The following is a 17,710-nucleotide window of genomic DNA, read 5'->3' as shown; positions in this document are numbered from 1 at the left end:
ATCTGATTATTGATATAATTTTCCTATTTCATCCCAATTAGACAGCATTGTTTTCTCAACAAACCATTTTCCTTTTTCACCTCTTCCCACATAAACATCAACTAAAAATTTATCACCTATATTGGTTCGAATTCTTTCTGCCATTTGTGGTGATATGCCATAAGTTCCAGTACCTGCCTTCTGATCACTCAATACATCATTTATAAATGCCGAAGGATTTGCTTGCCTGTCAGAAAGTTTTCCTACATTCCCGGTAATATTGGTTTTTACTTCAAACACATCAAATTTACCATCATGTCTTAATCCTACAATATCAATTCCATGATTGGATGCATTTTGTACGTGGAAAACACCCCCGTCAACATATTTGCCACTTTCCTTTAAGCCTGTTATTACTTTGTCCTCTCCAAAATTACCTAATCTTTGTACAAAGGTCTCAAGTCCATAAAGATCATATTGACTTAAACTATCCCACACATATCCATATAATGTAGGATTTCCTCCATTCAAACTTATTGGATCCTTAGAAATATAATTGCCCTGTCCGCTGTCATAATATCGGAACCGGTTATAATAAAGACCATCTAATTCCTGATCTTCGTATTGACCTAATTGCCTAAAAGGTATAAAACTGCTATCTCCTTTTAATTTTTTAACTTGTCCAAATATAGTATATTCTGTACTCCAAATTAAAGTTCCATCTGCATTATACGATTGTATTGGCCTGCCAATGTAGTCATTAATTATACTAAATTTTTCCTCGTTGATTAATTTAGCACTTGGCACATGACTTCCCATTTCATACACCCAGGTCACCACATTCTCCACAGGTTCTTTTCCCACAATGACATTTCCGTCATCATCTACAACCGTTACAGGAACTTCTTCAACATCATAGCTCCATTCATGCAGAAGAACATTACCATCCCAAATATAACGAGTTATTTTCTTTAGGCCAATTTTTGAGGTTCTTCTTCCGAGGGCATCATACTCAAAGCTTACATCTTTTCCGTCGGGACGTTTTACTTTGGCCAGCATTCCATTAGCATTCCAGGAATACGCCCAGTCTCCTGGGGACCATTCCGGGTTTTGGATTTCTGTTGGAGAGTCTTCGGTTACATTGGGTAAATCATCTCCATCCGGCAGTTTCGGGCCGTTCAGCCAATCTGAAGCAATGGTTTTATAATAAGGATGTGTATTCTCTTGTTCTTCTTTATGCTCGGGCTTGGCATTGTTGATTGGCCGTTTACTTTTTAACAATAAATTTCCTTCTTCATCGTAATGGTAAAACCAGTTTTTATCGCGCATCAGCTTTCCTCCTTTGTCGTAGACGCGGTCAGTCTGCCGGGCACTTTCATATAAGCATCCCGTAGCATCCGGATTTTTGTACTGTACCTCTCCGTTCGAATATTCTGCAGCAACAAGGCTTCCAAAAGCATCGTAATCAAATCTTGTTCTTCCGCCCGTCACCCTGTCCAGCGTATGCAGCAATCGGCTTCCGGCTCCCCAGTCGTAATCTTTATGGAAGGTAGTATTGGTTTTATTCACTATTACTTTCTGACTTACCGGCATTCCGATATGGTCAAATTCAAAAGTGCTTTCTACCCCGCCGGTCATTTCACGGGACTGCATCTGTCCGTTCCTACTGATCTCAAGATTCATCTGCCAGGGTACATGCACTTCCGGAGTAGCAGCAGTTACTGTTTTAAGCTGTCCCAGATCATTATAAGAATAGTCTACTTCGGCTCCTAAGCTACTTTTCAAACCGATCATATTTGCCTGAGTGTCATATTCATATTGAATCGTATGCTCACCCTGTTTTTCACTGGTGATCTGACCTAATTTATTTCTCTGAAAAGCTACACTGCTGTTTTCATTATCTGCTTTAACCAATAATCCTGAGGGGTCATACTGATAGGCTTCCCAGGCTCCGTCGGGATAATGGGTTTGTGTTAATCTTCCGCCCAGATCATATTCATAAAAAATATCTTTTCCGTGAGGAAGCCTGGTTTGGGTGACCATTCCGTCTTTATCTCTTATAAAGAACTTTTTCTGGCCGTCAAAACCTATCTCCCCAGTGACTTCGTCATTATAGTTTCTTTCAAACCGGTAAACTTCTCCTTTTTCATTGATAATGCTCATCAGATTCTCATAAGCATCATACCCAAAAACTAACGTTTCTTCTTTTTTATGGGAAATAGCATTCCTGCGGACCTGACGTTTGAGTCTTCCCATCGGCGTATAGCTCATGAGCCATTCTGCATGCCCGTCGGTGGCATACACCGGGAGATCATAGGCATCGTAACGAAGTTTTAACGGGAATTGCCCCTGCTCGTTCACTTCAACCACTCTTCCCATTTTATCCCTATTCCAGAGGGTTCTGTTCAAAGGACTCGGGCTGAACACCAACAACCTTCCATACTCATCATATTTCCAGTACTGTCCGGCTCCGGCAGTATTGATGAGTTGAGTAAGCTGGCCTCTCTGGTTATATTTATAATAGGTAACAATCTCTTCTCTGCTACTGCTTTCAGGAACTCTGTCACCGTCTGCATATTCATAGTATACACTTTCTTCGGCAGGATCGGTATAGCTGATCAGTTTTCCCTCTTCATCATAGCTCCATGTTTCCGAAGCTCCTGCAGGGGAAAAACGGGCAATTACCTGTCCGAATTCATTGTACTGATAATGGTATTCTTCTCCATCAGGGGTATGGAAAATTTTAATATTTCCCATTTCATCATAGGTATACCCCTGAACACGTCCTTCAGGCGTTCCCATCATCTTTAGTTCGTTGTGCGCTGTAAAATCGTACCATGTTTCTCCACCCTCTCCATCTATTTTTTTGTAAACCAGAAAGTTTTCATCGTAATGATATTCCTCTGTTTTATTGTTTTGCTTTGGGTAGATAACTTCTGTAAAGCCTTCTTCATCATGGTAATGAAGTTTTCCTTCCATATATCCATCCGTACCTTTGGTATGAACAACTCTTCCGTTTTTGTCATATTCCCACTGATAACTCATTCCGTTCCGGTTAGTTCTTCTCACAACATGGTTTTTTCCATCATAATCAAATACAATGGCCTTTTTATGAATATCCCATACATGAGTAAGATTACCACGCTCGTCATAATCATACTTAACCTGCAGATCTCTCTGCTTTTTATAACAATAATAAACTTCTGTTACTTTTTTATATTCAGGATGGATCACAGTTTCTATACTGCACCCACTTTTGACATCTTTTATACTTTTCAGTACAATGTTCCGGGCTTCATACTCATATTCCCTGATTGTTCCGTCACCATATTCAATGCGGGTTACCTTATAAATAACCCCTTCCGAAATATGATGGAAACGTTTATAAGTATAGATATCAGTTCCTTTACGGACAACCCAAATACTGCTATTGGGTCTGTACTGCCATATCTTTTGATCTCTGAAATAGGTCATTTCTTCTCCGATCTCAGGTGCAGGAATCAGCATTGCTATATTTTCGTCCGGATGCATCCATCCGGCAAACTTATTGTTTTCTTCGGGTAGAATAAATAGATCATGATTATTAAAGATACCGTTTCCTAAAGGACCAAAATCATAAGGCCGGTCGCTGTGCCAGATATTTCTCCAAGTTAAAGGTGTACTGCCCTTAATAATAAAATCTTCCCATTCGAAAACCATGGCACCGGTTGCAAAATTCACAGGTTCAAGGCCGTAATGACATAATTTTTTGGATAAGGCATTGGCAAATTTAAACTTATTGAAAGGAGCTTTTTTGAGAACACTGTTGTTCAGCTTTTTTAAACCATTAGCTCCCAGTTTTCCTATTTTCTTGGTCAGGCTTCTCATTAAAAACATCCCGGCAAGACGCATCAGCATTTCTCCGGGAGTATAAACATGGGGAACGAAAGCTCCTCCCACCAATACAGGCCCACCTGTATTGATCTGGATATACATGCTTGAAAAGTTATTATAGAAGGCGAAGTACGCCAGTGGGTTTTTCTTTGGTTTGTTCGGCATGGCAGGCAGCATGGTCATCCCAAAAGGAAACCCCATACAGGTAAGTACCTGCTGTGGCTGGTTTCCGCTCATTTTACTTCCCTGCGCCAAAACGGTTTGAGAGCCGTAATATACTTCTCCTTCGTGAGGAGCTTCCTGAGGAAAAGGAATGAGATATACCGGAATCAATGAGGTGACATGTCTGAACGGAATTACCACTCCCATGACACTCGTCGTAGTGGTTGCTTTATGTCTTCCGTGAACGTATATTGAGCCTCCCATCGGAATACTTTCCGGCAGTGACGGCATCAGATTTCTTGCAAACTGTGGAATCGGAATGGTGATGGTAATATAATCCATGATGTCAAAAACAATTCCGATAAAAGGATGTGGCAATGGCAGTGGAATCAGCATAAATGATGGCGGCGGCGGAATCAACGTCCAGTGGATATCAATCGCCAGCACAATATCAAAATGTTTACTCGTATGCTGAATGGCAGTGGAAGGCATTGCCGGTGTATTGACTTTGATCAACTTTACTTTACTTTCCGGAGCTGCTTTTTCTGCTGTTACAGCACTATCTCCTCCACCTCCGCCACTATTTTTTGCTGGCTGAGCGCTGTCTCCACCTGCAATGGATTTAGCCATGGAAACCGGATTCAGGGAATCAATATTATTTTTCATCCCGTTTTTCCAGCCTTGTGTGGTTTTGTCCCAACTTACCGAGGTAACGTCTGCATTCACTTTCAGCGAGCGGTCCGGATTCATATTCGGTTTTTCAACCTTTATGGGTTTTACTGTTTTTTTATTCAGATCTGCCATGATTCTTTTAATTTGAGATTACCCAGCTTTTGGTCTTTCCACACTCACCTTCCAGTCATCACCAAAATAAGTCTTCATTTCATTGTCCAGTTTTGTTTTTTTATCCTGATCGCCTTCGTATTTCAGAATCAGCATTGAGGCTACGAACCGCAGACTGCTTTGTTCTCTGGTTGAAGGCTCCATTAGTTTTGCGATATCAAGGCACTTTTCAAAATACCTTATCATTTTATCTTTTGTCAAAACAGTATCATTCAGTGTTGCGATGATTCTGTAACATTCAATAGCCATCGCATACTCTCCTACTTTCTGTGCTGTTTCTGCAGCTTTTTCAAATGTTTTTTCTGCTTTGGATTTTTTGGAGTTTCCTAACAGATGACTTCCATAATTCATCAACATCTGAACTTCCAAAGGTGAATCCGGCTCTACTTCTTCTAATATCGTTCTGTAAGTATCTTCTGCACGATCTTTTTTTCTGTCTGCAGTATAAGCCTGTGTAAGCATAAAATAAGCTGAGATTTCTCCCTGTTTGTTCTTTTGCTCTTTGGCCAGTTTCACTGCTGTTTTCAGGGCATGTTCTGCTTCTTTGAATCTTTCTTTACTTAAATGGTTACTCGCTACAAGAATCTGCTGCTGAAAATCAGTATCAGGGCTGTTCTTCTTCCGGTTGGTATGTGCCGCCGTATTCTGCATCAGCTGATGAATATCCACTTCTACCCTGAAACTATGTGCTGAAGGAATTTGTGATAACGTTCTGTAGGTGTGATGCTCTGCCCATACCAGTTTAATATCTTTATTTTCCAATGTTTCACAGATTCTGCACCATTCTTTCACCCATAGAGCCAGCTCTTCTTTATCACTGATTCTAAGTGGGGCAATATAGAGATAGATCCTGGAGTGCTGAATATTCGGGAAGTTTTTCTTTAATTCCAGCAGAGGATAAAAGGCTTTATAAGCATCTGTTTTAAATTTTTCTTCCGGATTCTTCAACTCCCATTGAGGAACATTTTCTTCGCTTTTTTTCAGCATTTCGTAGAACTCGGTCCATTCATCCAATAAGGTCTGCCCGTAAGAATTCATACCGTTAAATTCTTGATAGTGGAGTAAAAAAACATCGTCGCTTTCTTCATCTTCTGAAAGTCTGGATTTGATAAATCCGTCAAAAAGATCCGTTTCGTGTTTTTCTCCTGTACAGATCAGCATAGGTTTTTCTTTGTTCTTTGAAACGACTTTCTGCCATTGTCTCTTTAATTTTACCAACTCCAAATCTACTGGATTCATCTGCTTTTAATTCAGTTTTACAGTTCCACTTACAATATTTGTTTCACTTCCGCCTCCTACATTTATTTTTCCTCCACTACTAAGATTGGCTTCAGTATCTCCTCTCATGGAAAGGGTTTTGGTTCCAATATCCAAAGTATCTGATTTGATTCCGATTCCTGAAGTAGGATCACCGTCTTCAGGCCCTACACCCACTCCAATACTCGATGTTCCCCCAACTCCGATATTAATTCCCTGTACAAATATTTCTTTTCCTTTGATCTGAATATTCCCATCTTTATCCATATAAAGGGAACTGCTTCCGCAATTCAGAGTAATAGAAATCTTACTATCTATGGTTATATTTCCAGCTCCATCCAGAAATACAGAGTTTTGATCTTTATCTTTTACCGTAATTCCGCCTCCATCATCAAGACTCATGGTATGGCCGCTTTTACTGCTTAAACTTTTAATATTATTTCCAGCGCCGCCTCCGCCGCCAACTCCACCGTGAAACATTCCTCCCATCACAAACGGGCGGTCAGGATGCTGATGGGCAAAATTGACCACAACCTGATCTCCCTCTTCCGGAATGGCCATGAATCCACGATTTTTACTTACTTTTTCGCTTCCACCGCCATCTGGAGTCATTACTCTGATATATTCTGTAGTAGTAGAACCATTTTGCCAGTCAAACTGAACTTTCACTCTTCCCTGGTTTAAAGGATCTGTATTGGAAATTACTTTGGCAAATTGTGCATCTGCTTTTGGAGTTTGAAACTCCGGGCGTGGAATAAATCCTGTGTCAGAAGCAATTGCTTCAAAAGTTCCTGTATAATACCCTCTTGCATCTACTTCATGCTGCATATCTACAATCATCAGTTTTGTGAAATACGTGGTTTCACTGCTTTCTGCTTTTCTCATTTCGATATCAGCGATACAGCCCGGATACAGGAAAGGTACTGTTGTAATCCCCGAAATAACAAATACTTCTGAGGCTTTGCTTCCGGCTGTTCCTTTCTGGGAATTTTCCACATCCATAAAAGACGTTGCTTTTATCGGAGCCACTCTTAATGAAGGAGTGGTAAAAGTTTTCTCTGAAATTTCATAAGCCCTTTTAGCAATATCCGAAGTATGATTTATTTTTGAATTCCCAGTGGTTAATTTCTCATTTTTACTGCTGTTATAGCCATAAAATGATGGATTCACGTGCTGGGCTTTCATTTTTATCTTTACATCGCTTACGCTGCTTCCGTAAGTCAGTTTTACTGGTTTTTCCTGAGGTGGCAATTTCCCGAAATGAAGCACTTCACCATCATAATAAAACTGTTCTCCATAGGCTTCTGCCATTCTTGCCAGATAGTTGTAATGGGTTTCTTCATATTGTGAGCTGTAGGAAACATTTCCGTGAGCTGCATCTACTCTGAAATCAAAGGAGTTTTGTCCTAAACCTTCTTTAATTACCTGATCTGCGATACTATTCAGACTGATTTCCTGTGCTCCGCCAAAACTCTGAATATGAGGAGCCGCATCCAAAAGTACCGTTGGGCTTGATCCTGTAAGAACAATATTTCCCAGACTCCCTTTTTCCTGGCTAAAACCTACTTCAGTAATTACACCTACAAAGTTTCTTTCCGGGCCATCTTCAACGTCTTTATATTTGAAAATTACAGTAATTCTTTTTCCCAGAAAGTTTTGAGCTTCCTCCAGATTATGATTTTCTGAGCTTCCTAAAATATCGTGAGCCAGCATCAGATCAAATTCATGATGTTTTACAGCACTTTGTTTTAACTGAAAATGCTTGAAATGCTTGATCACCTTTCCGTCAATCACAATTTCAAGTTTTACCACACGGTTGATTCCCGCTACCTGATTGCCGGGGATGGTATTGGCATTGTAAATTCCGGAAGTAGGCTGTTTGGACCATACTTTATCTTCTACCAATGTGGGTGGATTAGGCTGTTTAACCTGATTCATAAACATCTGAGAGCCGTTCTGAACCATTCCTGTATAGGCTTGAGCCTGAACCATTTTTTCTGTTGCTTTTTTAACGGTTCCGCTCGATTTTTCCTGTACTTCCTTGGCAGCTTTGCTTACCGCCTGATCTTTCAGCGTTTCTTTTATATTATTGGCAGCTGGGATTTTATCTTTGGAAACAGGCATTTTGGGTGAATGATCGTCCTGAAACATAATTGTAATATTTTGATTGATTGGGTGTCAAGTTTTTAAAGACTAAAAATTTATCTGAAATACATCAGATACATTTTCGTTATCCGGATTCTATTCCGAGAAATAAAATGCAGATAATGAGATCAAAAACAGGGTATATTATAGTAATGGTAAAAAGGTAAAACAGATATTGTATCTCCTTTACTCCCTGTTGAATTCCGGGATTTCTCCTCTATTTATCGTTATGAGATGAAAGTTTTAATCATTATTAATTTTTTTGTCATTAGATTGGTGGTATTACAAAGATAGAACGGTAATTTCTATTCAAAAAATTTTCAGAAGCCAATCTGAAAATTTGTAGTAGTTCTACGACTTTTCATTAATAATTCCAAAACAAATGATAAAAAAAAACAACTAAACATCTATTTATCAGAATGATATTTAACATTTTTTAATAAATAAAAATAACAAATTTGTCACCGAAAATAGATATAATATAAAAATACTCTATTTTTTAACAACAAAAAAACCAGCTGCAGATAATGAGTTTACAGCTGGTTTTATATGTAATGATTCAATAAATGAAATTCTTTTTACTGCTTTTTAAGCTCTAAAACTGTTTTAAGATAAACATCTGTCTGATCCAGAAATTCCTGATCGGTCTCCTTAACTTTATTATGAGGCATAATACCCTGCCCCCTTTTCTGGTCCGGAAGATTTTGAGCATCCTGAATCACATGAACAATAGAAAATCCTGTCTGAATACCTGTATTGGGAAGTTCATAAACCAACGGCAAGTGACCGTTATGTTCGTAATAACCTCCTACTGTTTCTTTTCCGATTACTATTGCATTGGTATAAGATTTAATCAATGAAGCTAAGTGTGAAGCGGCAGAAGCCACGCGTTGATCTACCAGCAGGTAGAGCTGCCCTTTAAAAGTTCTTTCGTTAGGCATAATGGAAGGGTTTTTATCATCCGCCCAATAATATTTCCCCTGAACATCTTTAGGATAAAGCTGTTTCAGATAAGCATTCAATCCATGTTTATCTTTTACTCCGTTAGAAAGGAAAAGTGAAGTTATTACCAGTTTTTCTTCCATGGGAACTTCATTAAACTTAGTATAAGCATAATGGCTGTCACGGAAAGGTCTTTGGGTAAGGTAAGAGAATACTTTTTCATACAGGGCTCCTGTTCCTCCGGTATTTCCTCTGAGATCTATGATAAGGTTTTCTATTTTTTCTCGTTCCAGGGTATCCATCATCTGATCAAGAAAAGCACTGAATTTTTTGTAGGCCGGATCTTCTTTTCCGGTTGCAAAATCAAAACCTCTCACAGATAAGCGGTACAGTCCTTGTGCTTCTTTGGTAAAACTATATTTTTCTGAGAGTAGCTTTTTGTCAAAAGTTAATGAGTGTCTGGAATCCTGAAGCTTTTTAAAATTTCCCAATGATATTCCGGGCAATGAAACTTCTTTTACATTTCCATTCCACTGATAGCTGATGACATAGTTTTTGTGGGTTCCGAATTCTATATAAAATTTGTCAAGCATCCCTCTTTCAAAGCCTGTTGTTTCTTTGTAAGGCATGGAATATCCGTCAGAAAAATAATATTTTGAAAAACGGCTGATCATTTCTTTGGCAGGAACTCCGTTGATAGAAAGGATTTCAGCACCTAAAGGTAGTGCCACATCTTTAGAATCCTGAAGCAGACGACCGTCAATATTCTTCAGTGTTATGGGTAAGTATTCCGGTTTTTGGGTGAGATAATAAGAAGCGTGATTAGGTAAATCAGTGTAATTATGACAGCTCCCTTCAAATCCGGTAACATTCGCTATTACTTTATAAAAGTCGAAAATATTTTTGCTGTTTCGGGCGTCTGCTTCTGCCTTCTGGTAGATACTATCTATCTGTTCTTTGGTTCTGTATACATACAATCCTGAATTTGCTTTTTCTCTTATAGAACGAAATGTTCTAAGGTCTTCCACAAACTGGTCAGGAGTGAACTGGCCGTCCAAAACTGCCACATTTTTAGATTCCATAATGGAAACTTTTGCCGTTTTGCTTTTCTCCACATAAGACTTAGCCCACACTTTGAGTTCATATTTTTTTCCTTTTTCCGGGGTAAAATACAAGCGTTCAACACTTTTTATCCCTCTAGAATCATCCTGTTCTTTTATTTTTTTTCCATCCATGAATAATGCTATTCCTAAATTGGCATTTTCGGAATGTATTGAAATCCATGAAGGTTTATGAGATAAGGGAGCATATTTTAAAGTATCTCCCGGTTTCAGGTCTGAATGAATCTGTGCATATGCACTGTTTAAAAGCAGTAAAAGAGGAATGATGAAAGGTCTGGTCATTATTATTTTTTGAATGGGCTAATATACAAATTAACCTCACCCGACCGTATATTCTTTCTCAAGGCGCATTTGATTCTATAATTTCACGCTCATTCCCTGAACTTCTTCAGCAGAAAATCCGTAGATCTGCGGTGTTTTTACATCCAGAAGGTTCAAATAAATATAAATTTCAGCTCTGTGATGAATTTCATGTTCTATCATAGCACGAAGCCATTTCCAGATAGAAATTTCATTGTTGGCGGGTGTTAAGCATTTATGGGTAAGATCTTCATCGGAAAGTCTATTGATAATTTCCAGAGTCTGATGGTGCATTTCATTAAAAAACTTCACCGTATTTTCATAGCCATCAGCCAGCTCTTTTCCACATCCCGGATAAGCACTTTTCTTTCCGGAAATGGTTTCTCCATACATATACCGTTCTATCGTAGCAATATGCCTTATCTGATCTCCAATAGTAAATTTCCCGGGTTTGTAGGTGAAGTCAATATGTTCGGGAGGAACCACCTCAATGATCCGGTTGGTTCTTTCTCTTATTTTTTTATAGTAATCTAAGAATGATCCTACAGTCTTTATTTCCATAGCTATTGGCTTTTTTGATCTTTTCTGTAGGTGAATATAAGGAATCTAAGGACAAAAATTTTTGATTTCAATGATAAACTATTCATAAAATTGAAAAAATCCCCAATAAGTGAGGATAAAATTTGGAACCTTATTAAATATCCAATATTTTAGTTAAAAAATAACCATGATGAAAATAGGAACCTGTGTGTGTATTATTCTGTTATGCTTTAACAATATCACTGCTCAGTCTGCAAAAATTGATACTGAAAAACTTCTTGAATACTATGAAACACAACGTTATGCCGATGCCGCAAAATATCTTCAGAGCATATATCCAGAAGATATGCAGGATATAAAAGCGCTTTCTCAGATAGCTTACTGTAATATGATGGCTGGTAAACTGCCTGAAGCAGAGAAAAATTATCAGAAAATCAATGCTATTCAACCCAATCATCTGCCTACTCTATTCAGTCTGGCCAGTATTAATTCCAGACGTGGTAATACATCCAATGCCAAGATATATCTTCAACAAATTATTCAAGTGGACAGTCTCAATTTCAATGCTTATAAGCAGCTTGCCGTCTATGCGGATACTCCTGAGTCTAAACTTAATTATCTGAAAAAAGCCAATACTCTGAACTCTACAGATCCGGATGTGGCTTATGATCTTTCTCTGACTTACAGCGGTCTGAAACAATTTAAACCGGCTTATGATGTATTAAAAACTGCCATTGCTTCCGATACAGAAAATTTCACTTTACAACAGGCTTTATTACCGGTTGCCAATCAGCTAGGAAAGTATCCGGAAGTGATTGAAATTGGTGAAAAACTCCTGAAAAATCATGCTGATGTGAACGTGATGAATGATATGGGACAGGCCTATTTTTATGTAAAAGATTATCAGAAATGCATCAGTCTTTATAAAATGTTGGAAGAGACAGGAGTACAGAGCGAAGGCACCTTATATTTCATGACATTAAGCTATCGTGAGCTGAAAGATTATAATAACGCGGCTATCTATGCACAAAAAACGATTGATGAAGCTATCTCAGATCACACCACCCTTTACTATGCTGCATTGGCGGGAATTTATGAAACCAAAAATCAATATAATGATGCAGTGACAGCTTATAAAAGAGGATTAACTTTTGGCACGAGCAATATTATTTATTATCGCTTGGGCCTTCTTTACGATCTCAACCTGAAGCAGCCTAAAAACGCAGCAACTTATTACCAGTTATACCTTAAAAACAATCCGGATCAGGAAAAAGAAAAAGAACAGATTGCTTATGCTAAAAGCAGAACTCCAAGCTTAAAATAGTAAAAACTACGAATCATTTTGTGATTATAATCACAGATGAAATGATATGTAACCAGCTAAATTTGTATTTAATAATAAAAAAGGATCGTTATGAACAATACAAACCAAAATACAGCAGAACAGTTTATCCAATATTTAAATGAAGAAAATTTTGACAAGGCAGAAAGCTGTCTTGATCCTGATTTTAAATTTATAGGCGTATTGGGAAAAAGAGAAGGTGCTTCTGTTTATATCAATGATATGAAGCAGATGAAGTTTAAGTACAAAATTCTGAAAGCTTTTACATCCGGTGAAGATGTATGTTTCTGGTATACCATTGACATGGGCACAAAAGAAGTAGAGGCTTCCGGATGGTATCAGATTAAAGATGGAAAGATTTATACCTTAAAAGTTTTATTTGATCCCAGACCTTTGTTAAAAGAATAAAATAAAATTAAGATTTTTGTCTCCATTTTTATGTTTCAATCGTCATTGAAATGAATAACAAAAAAAATAGATCATGAAAGAATTTGCATTAATCTTCAGACTGAAAGATATTTCCGATTTTAAACCTTCCCCTGAACAGATTCAGGAACGGATGAACTGGCTGGGAAACATTGCCGCTCAGAATAAACTGGTGGATAAAGGAAACACTCTTCTGCCTGCTTCCGGAGCTGCAAAAACCATAAAACCGGATAATATTGTAACTGATGGACCTTATACTGAGATTAAAGAATTCATTAGCGGATATATTATTGTAAGAGCAGAGTCTATAGATGAAGCAGTAGAAATGGCAAAAGGAAATCCTATCTTTAAAATTGGGGGAAATATTGAAGTACGTGAAGTTTTGAAGGCATAAAAATGAGCTTGAAATTATTGCAGTCTAAGCCGAAAATTACTTTCTTTATTCTGCATTTTTATTAAATCCAGCCTACTTTTTTTCTCCAGACTGTATACCCGGCATCTTTACTGTCAATTTCCGGAATCTCTTCAGGCTCCGGAATATTGTTGATTTCCTCTTTTGAAAGAAGAGGCAGATTTATCTTTTTACGTTCTTCGTTTAGGTTGTCTTTATTTTCTACAGGATAGATGGCTCTTTCAGCAGTCAGCTGCGTTCCATATTTCTGTGGCTTGCTTTGAAAAACCTGAATCCTGTCGTATAAATAGGCCTTATTAACAGGATTGATGTCATTGTCACTCTCTTCCATCATGATACTGCATTCTTTCATAAATTCAGGCTCACCAATAGCATGCTGGATAATCAGCCACGCAGCCTCGCTTGCTTTTTCACCTACTTTCGAGATGGTAGGGTAACCTATTTCCGATATTATTTCCCGAAGACGTTGTGCATTGGCTCTATGAATACGTTCCATTTCAGGATGATAACCTCCGGATAATTTCTCTGCTTCCAAAAGTTTTTCTCTAACTGACAGATCTTTGTCAGCCATTTCAATGAGCTCTTTTTCAAAAGGAAGATGGTTCATATTATAATTATAATTGATAAATGATGATTGGTGATTGATAAGCAATTAATTTAATTATTAGATGAAATAGCGTCAAGGATGAAGCGTGCTCTGTTTTCCACTGCAGCTTTCGGGACTTCTATGAGACTGTAGCCGTATTCCTGATAAATTTCCTTCATGCATTCAAAAGTAAGTATTGCTTTTTCAAAGGTTTGTTTTCTTTCGGGATCATTTTTATAAATCTCTTTCCATGGCGGAAGAATAAAAACATTGTTATGATACACCATTTCTCTTGCTTTCGCTTCCATGAATGCCGGAATTGGAATATTTTCAAGCCTCATATAGCCCATCGTATCCAATATTCCCCGGTCGAAGAAAACAGGTCTCACATTGTTCATCTGACTTATTTTCAGGTACGATTTTACAGATTCTTTAAACATCAGTTCTGCAAAAAGTTCTTTATTAAGCCATGGAAGTCCTTCACCATTAGAATCAATTTGTTCCTTAATGATTTTTCGTCCTTCTTCAGGTACCGTTTCCAGTCCGTTTTTGTTTAATTCATCCAGTAAGGTTGTCTTTCCCGCTCCAGGACCACCCGTTATGATATATACTATTGAATTATCCTGCTTCATGGTTTTCACTTATATTCCGGAGAAGTTATTTATTATTGTTAATGATATGTTTATAGGTGTTGATACGGTCTTCCTCCTGATGCATATTGCATAATATAAGGAGATCATCCGTATTATATTTTTCTGAAATCTGTTTCAACTTCTGATTGACAGAGTTGGGTGTTTCTATAATAATCCTATCCAAAACAGTGAAAAACTCTTCTTCATCATGAATTCCTAAAATCCTTTGCTCTACAGCTTCAGGGGAAAGAACAGCATTGGGACTAGCTAGCTGCCGTGATTGTAAAAACTGATATGCCATGCCATAAGCGTTCCTCCTGGCCTGATCCAGAGTTTCCGCCACAGATACTGCTACTGCAATCTGTAAAGAAGGCTGAGAAAAATATTGATTCCCATCAAATTCTCTGAGATATACTGCTGTATTTTCCATCCCGTTCTCATTGTTCATAAAAGCAGCAAACGAATAGCCAATCCCATGTTTCGCAGCCTCTTTTGCAGAGGTTATTCCTGAGCCCAGCCACATAATTTCAGGGAGGTATTTCACCTGGGTGGGTTGTGCAATCAGCCCATTGTACACTCCTTTTTCATCTTTGATAAATTGAATAATCTCTTCCAGTTTCGTTTCCATATTGGATAAAATGACAGGTTTATGATTATTCAGAGCCATCACCGCATCTTTCAATCCTCCGGGAGCTTTTCCCAATCCAAGGATAAAGCGTTCGGGATATAAGGTTGACAGCATTTTAGTCCATTCCGCGATCTTATAAGCAGAATAATTTCGCATCATAATGCCGGCTGTTCCTATCTTAATTCGGTTTGTTTTGCTGAGTACAATAGCAGCTAATAATTCAGGGCTGGAACTTCCATAAGCCTCCACGCCATGATGTTCGGAATACATGATACTGTGAAAGCCCGTTTCTTCAGCCAATAAGGCAAGATTGATGCTGTTTTCCAATGCAGATGCAGCACTGCCTCCCATGGTGGTAGGTGACTGGTCTAATATCCCTAATTTCAGCTTCATACCATTGAATAATTTATGGTGAAGGTATGAAAAAAGCTTTATTTAATGACGAAATATCCGCTTATCATTCTTTGGGAGGAAACACAATTCCTTCCTCTTTGATCAAGTCATAACCAAAATTCATAATGGTTTCAATTACAGGAATTGCTTTTCTTCCTTTCTCTGTAAGACTATACTCCACTTTTGGCGGAACTACAGGGAATACCTCCCGATGGATCATGTCTTTAGCTTCCAGTTCGCGCAGCTGGCTGGTCAGCATTTTATCTGTAATATGCGGAATATCTTTTTTAAGCTCACTGAAACGAAGAGGTTTCTCCTGCAATCTCCACAGAATAGGCATCTTCCAGGTTCCTCCGATATGGCTTAAAGCAAATTCAATAGGCGTATAATACAGTCTTTTATCATGAAAAAATTGAGGCATAATAATATTTTTTATCGCTACACTTTAAAGTTTGACTTTAACTGTTAGATTGTTGTTTTTTAAGGATATAATATAAAAAAGTCAGTAATAAAGCTCCACCTATAATAATCAACCACCAGTAAGGCAATACCCAAAGCACAAAATATTGTATGGAATTGATCAGATAAGAGAACCCGTCTTCTGAGGGATAAACCTGTCTGAAGGCGGAGTCTGTAAGCCCAAGAATATAGGCTATCAAAGACAATATCATGATGTTTGTGCTGAACACTTTGAGTATATTATTCTTCATAGCCTTATTTTAAACAAATCTTTTCCGATTATCTATTTATTCCCGGTTTTAAACCTGATAAGAAGTTTTTCGTCTTTCAGAGAATAGCCCTCTTTGGATCTGAAACTTTTATTAGTAAGGAAAAATTCATATTCTTTATTAGGCTTAAGATTTACACCCAAGACCAACGTTTTATCATTATTTTCCATTCCAATAACCTTGGTGATCGGCATATATTCTTTTCCTTTTTCTGAAAGATTGAAAGAATAATATTCCGGCACCATTTCTTTAGAAAAAGTAATTCGTATTTCTTTTGTATCAGGATTTACATCTTCAGAACCATTGGCAGGATCTATTTTTACGATCTCCGGTGAATTTTTACGATATTCCTTCATCAGATCTTTCGTTTTTTCTTTAAAAAACTTTGACTGGCTAAGGAAATCCTCAACGGCTTTATCACTGTTATAATTCAGCTCAATGATATCTTTTATGGCCTGTTTCTTATCTTTAGCATTCTGGTAATACAATTTACTGATCTCATATCCTACATAATATCCTAAATCTGCACTTTCTCCTTTATCTCTTCCATTATAAAGCCAGTTGGCAAAATTTCCGGTGAACATTTCTTTTTTAAACCGATCTTTCACTTTATCCGCATGAGCAGTTCCATAAGATAAATATTTCCTTTCCTGAGGTTTATTCATCACAAGCTCAGCAATCAGGTCGCATGATCCTTCTTTTATAGATTGATTTAAGACCCTTCTGCGGTCTCCAACCTGCTGGGTATGGATATATTCATGGATATTCAGAGATACGATATTATCCAGAGACTGCATTGCAAAAACGCCTTTCAGCCATTCGTCTTTGAATTCTGAAACATCTGTAGACGAAAGTCCTGTGGCAAGTTCAGCGCCTACCAACACCATATTTCCACTCACTGTTCCCCCGGAATTCAGTCCGCCAATGGTAAAATACATTTCAGCATCTTTTAGTTCAGGATATAATTCTTTTAACTTGACAACACTGGCTTCCAGTTCTTTTGTTTTAGTTTTAATCGTCAAAGTATTGGGTCTTACGGAATTCCAGAATTTAGGATATTTATCAATGACTTTCACGTATACACTATCATTATAATTTCTGGATTTCATAAAAGCTTTTAAGCCTTTTGTAGCTTTATCGGTATACAATCTTTTTATCAGATCCAGTTTTTGGGAGTGATTGTCTGTCTTTTGAATGCTGTCATAAGCGACCCAAAAATTATCAATATCCGAAGTAAATATTTTGGCCGATTTCTGTGAAAAAGCACTTGCAAATACAAGTGAGAAAATAATAGTGGTAAAACGTTTCATGATTATTTTTAACAGTAACAATGATACATACAATTATTGTATTTCACAACAGTCTTTTTCCCATATAAACACGGTACATTTTAAAAGAATA

14 protein-coding genes are annotated in these 17,710 nt (G+C 37.7%); 3 read left to right on the top strand and 11 right to left on the bottom strand.

The features are described from left to right. Positions 1-6: 6 nt before the first annotated feature. From ACM6F9_RS16300 to ACM6F9_RS16280, 5 genes are all read right to left on the bottom strand, one after another. Complete coding sequence (locus tag ACM6F9_RS16300; protein WP_414846684.1) at positions 7-4,818, bottom strand: RHS repeat-associated core domain-containing protein; 4,812 nt, start codon at positions 4,816-4,818, stop codon at positions 7-9. An 18-nt stretch (positions 4,819-4,836) separates the two neighbouring features. Further along, a complete protein-coding gene (locus ACM6F9_RS16295; protein WP_414846683.1) occupies positions 4,837-6,096 on the bottom strand; it encodes a tetratricopeptide repeat protein in 1,260 nt (419 codons plus the stop codon). Positions 6,097-6,102: 6 nt separating this feature from the next. After that, on the bottom strand, positions 6,103-8,265 hold the full coding sequence (locus ACM6F9_RS16290; RefSeq protein ID WP_414846682.1) for a type VI secretion system Vgr family protein: 2,163 nt from the start codon (positions 8,263-8,265) through the stop codon (positions 6,103-6,105). A gap of 572 nt (positions 8,266-8,837) precedes the next feature. Further along, the gene (locus tag ACM6F9_RS16285; protein WP_414846681.1) at positions 8,838-10,604 is read right to left on the bottom strand and encodes a S41 family peptidase; all 1,767 of its coding nucleotides are present in this window, start codon (positions 10,602-10,604) and stop codon (positions 8,838-8,840) included. A gap of 75 nt (positions 10,605-10,679) precedes the next feature. Continuing rightward, positions 10,680-11,183: a DinB family protein gene (locus ACM6F9_RS16280; RefSeq protein WP_414846680.1), complete on the bottom strand. Its 504-nt coding sequence runs from the start codon at positions 11,181-11,183 to the stop codon at positions 10,680-10,682. A gap of 166 nt (positions 11,184-11,349) precedes the next feature. Here ACM6F9_RS16280 and ACM6F9_RS16275 point away from each other — a divergent pair, with 166 nt between their 5' ends. The 3 genes from ACM6F9_RS16275 (at position 11,350) to ACM6F9_RS16265 (ending at position 13,324) form a co-directional block, all read left to right on the top strand. Further along, the gene (locus ACM6F9_RS16275; protein WP_414846679.1) at positions 11,350-12,486 is read left to right on the top strand and encodes a tetratricopeptide repeat protein; all 1,137 of its coding nucleotides are present in this window, start codon (positions 11,350-11,352) and stop codon (positions 12,484-12,486) included. Between the two features lie 90 nt (positions 12,487-12,576). Next, a complete protein-coding gene (locus tag ACM6F9_RS16270; RefSeq protein WP_414846678.1) occupies positions 12,577-12,912 on the top strand; it encodes a nuclear transport factor 2 family protein in 336 nt (111 codons plus the stop codon). Between the two features lie 73 nt (positions 12,913-12,985). After that, entirely contained in the window at positions 12,986-13,324 is a 339-nt protein-coding gene (locus ACM6F9_RS16265; protein ID WP_414846677.1) for a YciI family protein, read from the top strand. 61 nt (positions 13,325-13,385) lie between these two features. Here ACM6F9_RS16265 and ACM6F9_RS16260 read toward each other — a convergent pair whose 3' ends face one another. From ACM6F9_RS16260 to ACM6F9_RS16235, 6 genes are all read right to left on the bottom strand, one after another. Continuing rightward, positions 13,386-13,949, bottom strand: coding sequence for a DUF6624 domain-containing protein (locus ACM6F9_RS16260; protein ID WP_414846676.1), 564 nt, complete (start codon positions 13,947-13,949; stop codon positions 13,386-13,388). 50 nt (positions 13,950-13,999) lie between these two features. Then, positions 14,000-14,560: an AAA family ATPase gene (locus ACM6F9_RS16255; protein ID WP_414846675.1), complete on the bottom strand. Its 561-nt coding sequence runs from the start codon at positions 14,558-14,560 to the stop codon at positions 14,000-14,002. 25 nt (positions 14,561-14,585) lie between these two features. Then, positions 14,586-15,581 carry an MsnO8 family LLM class oxidoreductase gene (locus ACM6F9_RS16250; protein WP_414846674.1) on the bottom strand — a complete coding sequence of 332 codons (996 nt, stop codon included), beginning with the start codon at positions 15,579-15,581 and terminating at the stop codon, positions 14,586-14,588. A 64-nt stretch (positions 15,582-15,645) separates the two neighbouring features. Then, the gene (locus ACM6F9_RS16245; RefSeq protein ID WP_414846673.1) at positions 15,646-16,002 is read right to left on the bottom strand and encodes a winged helix-turn-helix transcriptional regulator; all 357 of its coding nucleotides are present in this window, start codon (positions 16,000-16,002) and stop codon (positions 15,646-15,648) included. Between the two features lie 37 nt (positions 16,003-16,039). Next, positions 16,040-16,291 (bottom strand): hypothetical protein, encoded by a 252-nt coding sequence (locus ACM6F9_RS16240; protein WP_414846672.1) that lies wholly within the window; start codon positions 16,289-16,291, stop codon positions 16,040-16,042. Positions 16,292-16,323: 32 nt separating this feature from the next. After that, entirely contained in the window at positions 16,324-17,619 is a 1,296-nt protein-coding gene (locus ACM6F9_RS16235; protein ID WP_414846671.1) for an Ig-like domain-containing protein, read from the bottom strand. Positions 17,620-17,710: the final 91 nt, after the last annotated feature.

The sequence above is a fragment of the Chryseobacterium sp. IT-36CA2 genome (genome assembly GCF_949767875.1).
GTDB lineage: Bacteria > Bacteroidota > Bacteroidia > Flavobacteriales > Weeksellaceae > Chryseobacterium.
This window is presented reverse-complemented; position numbering and strand designations above follow the sequence as displayed.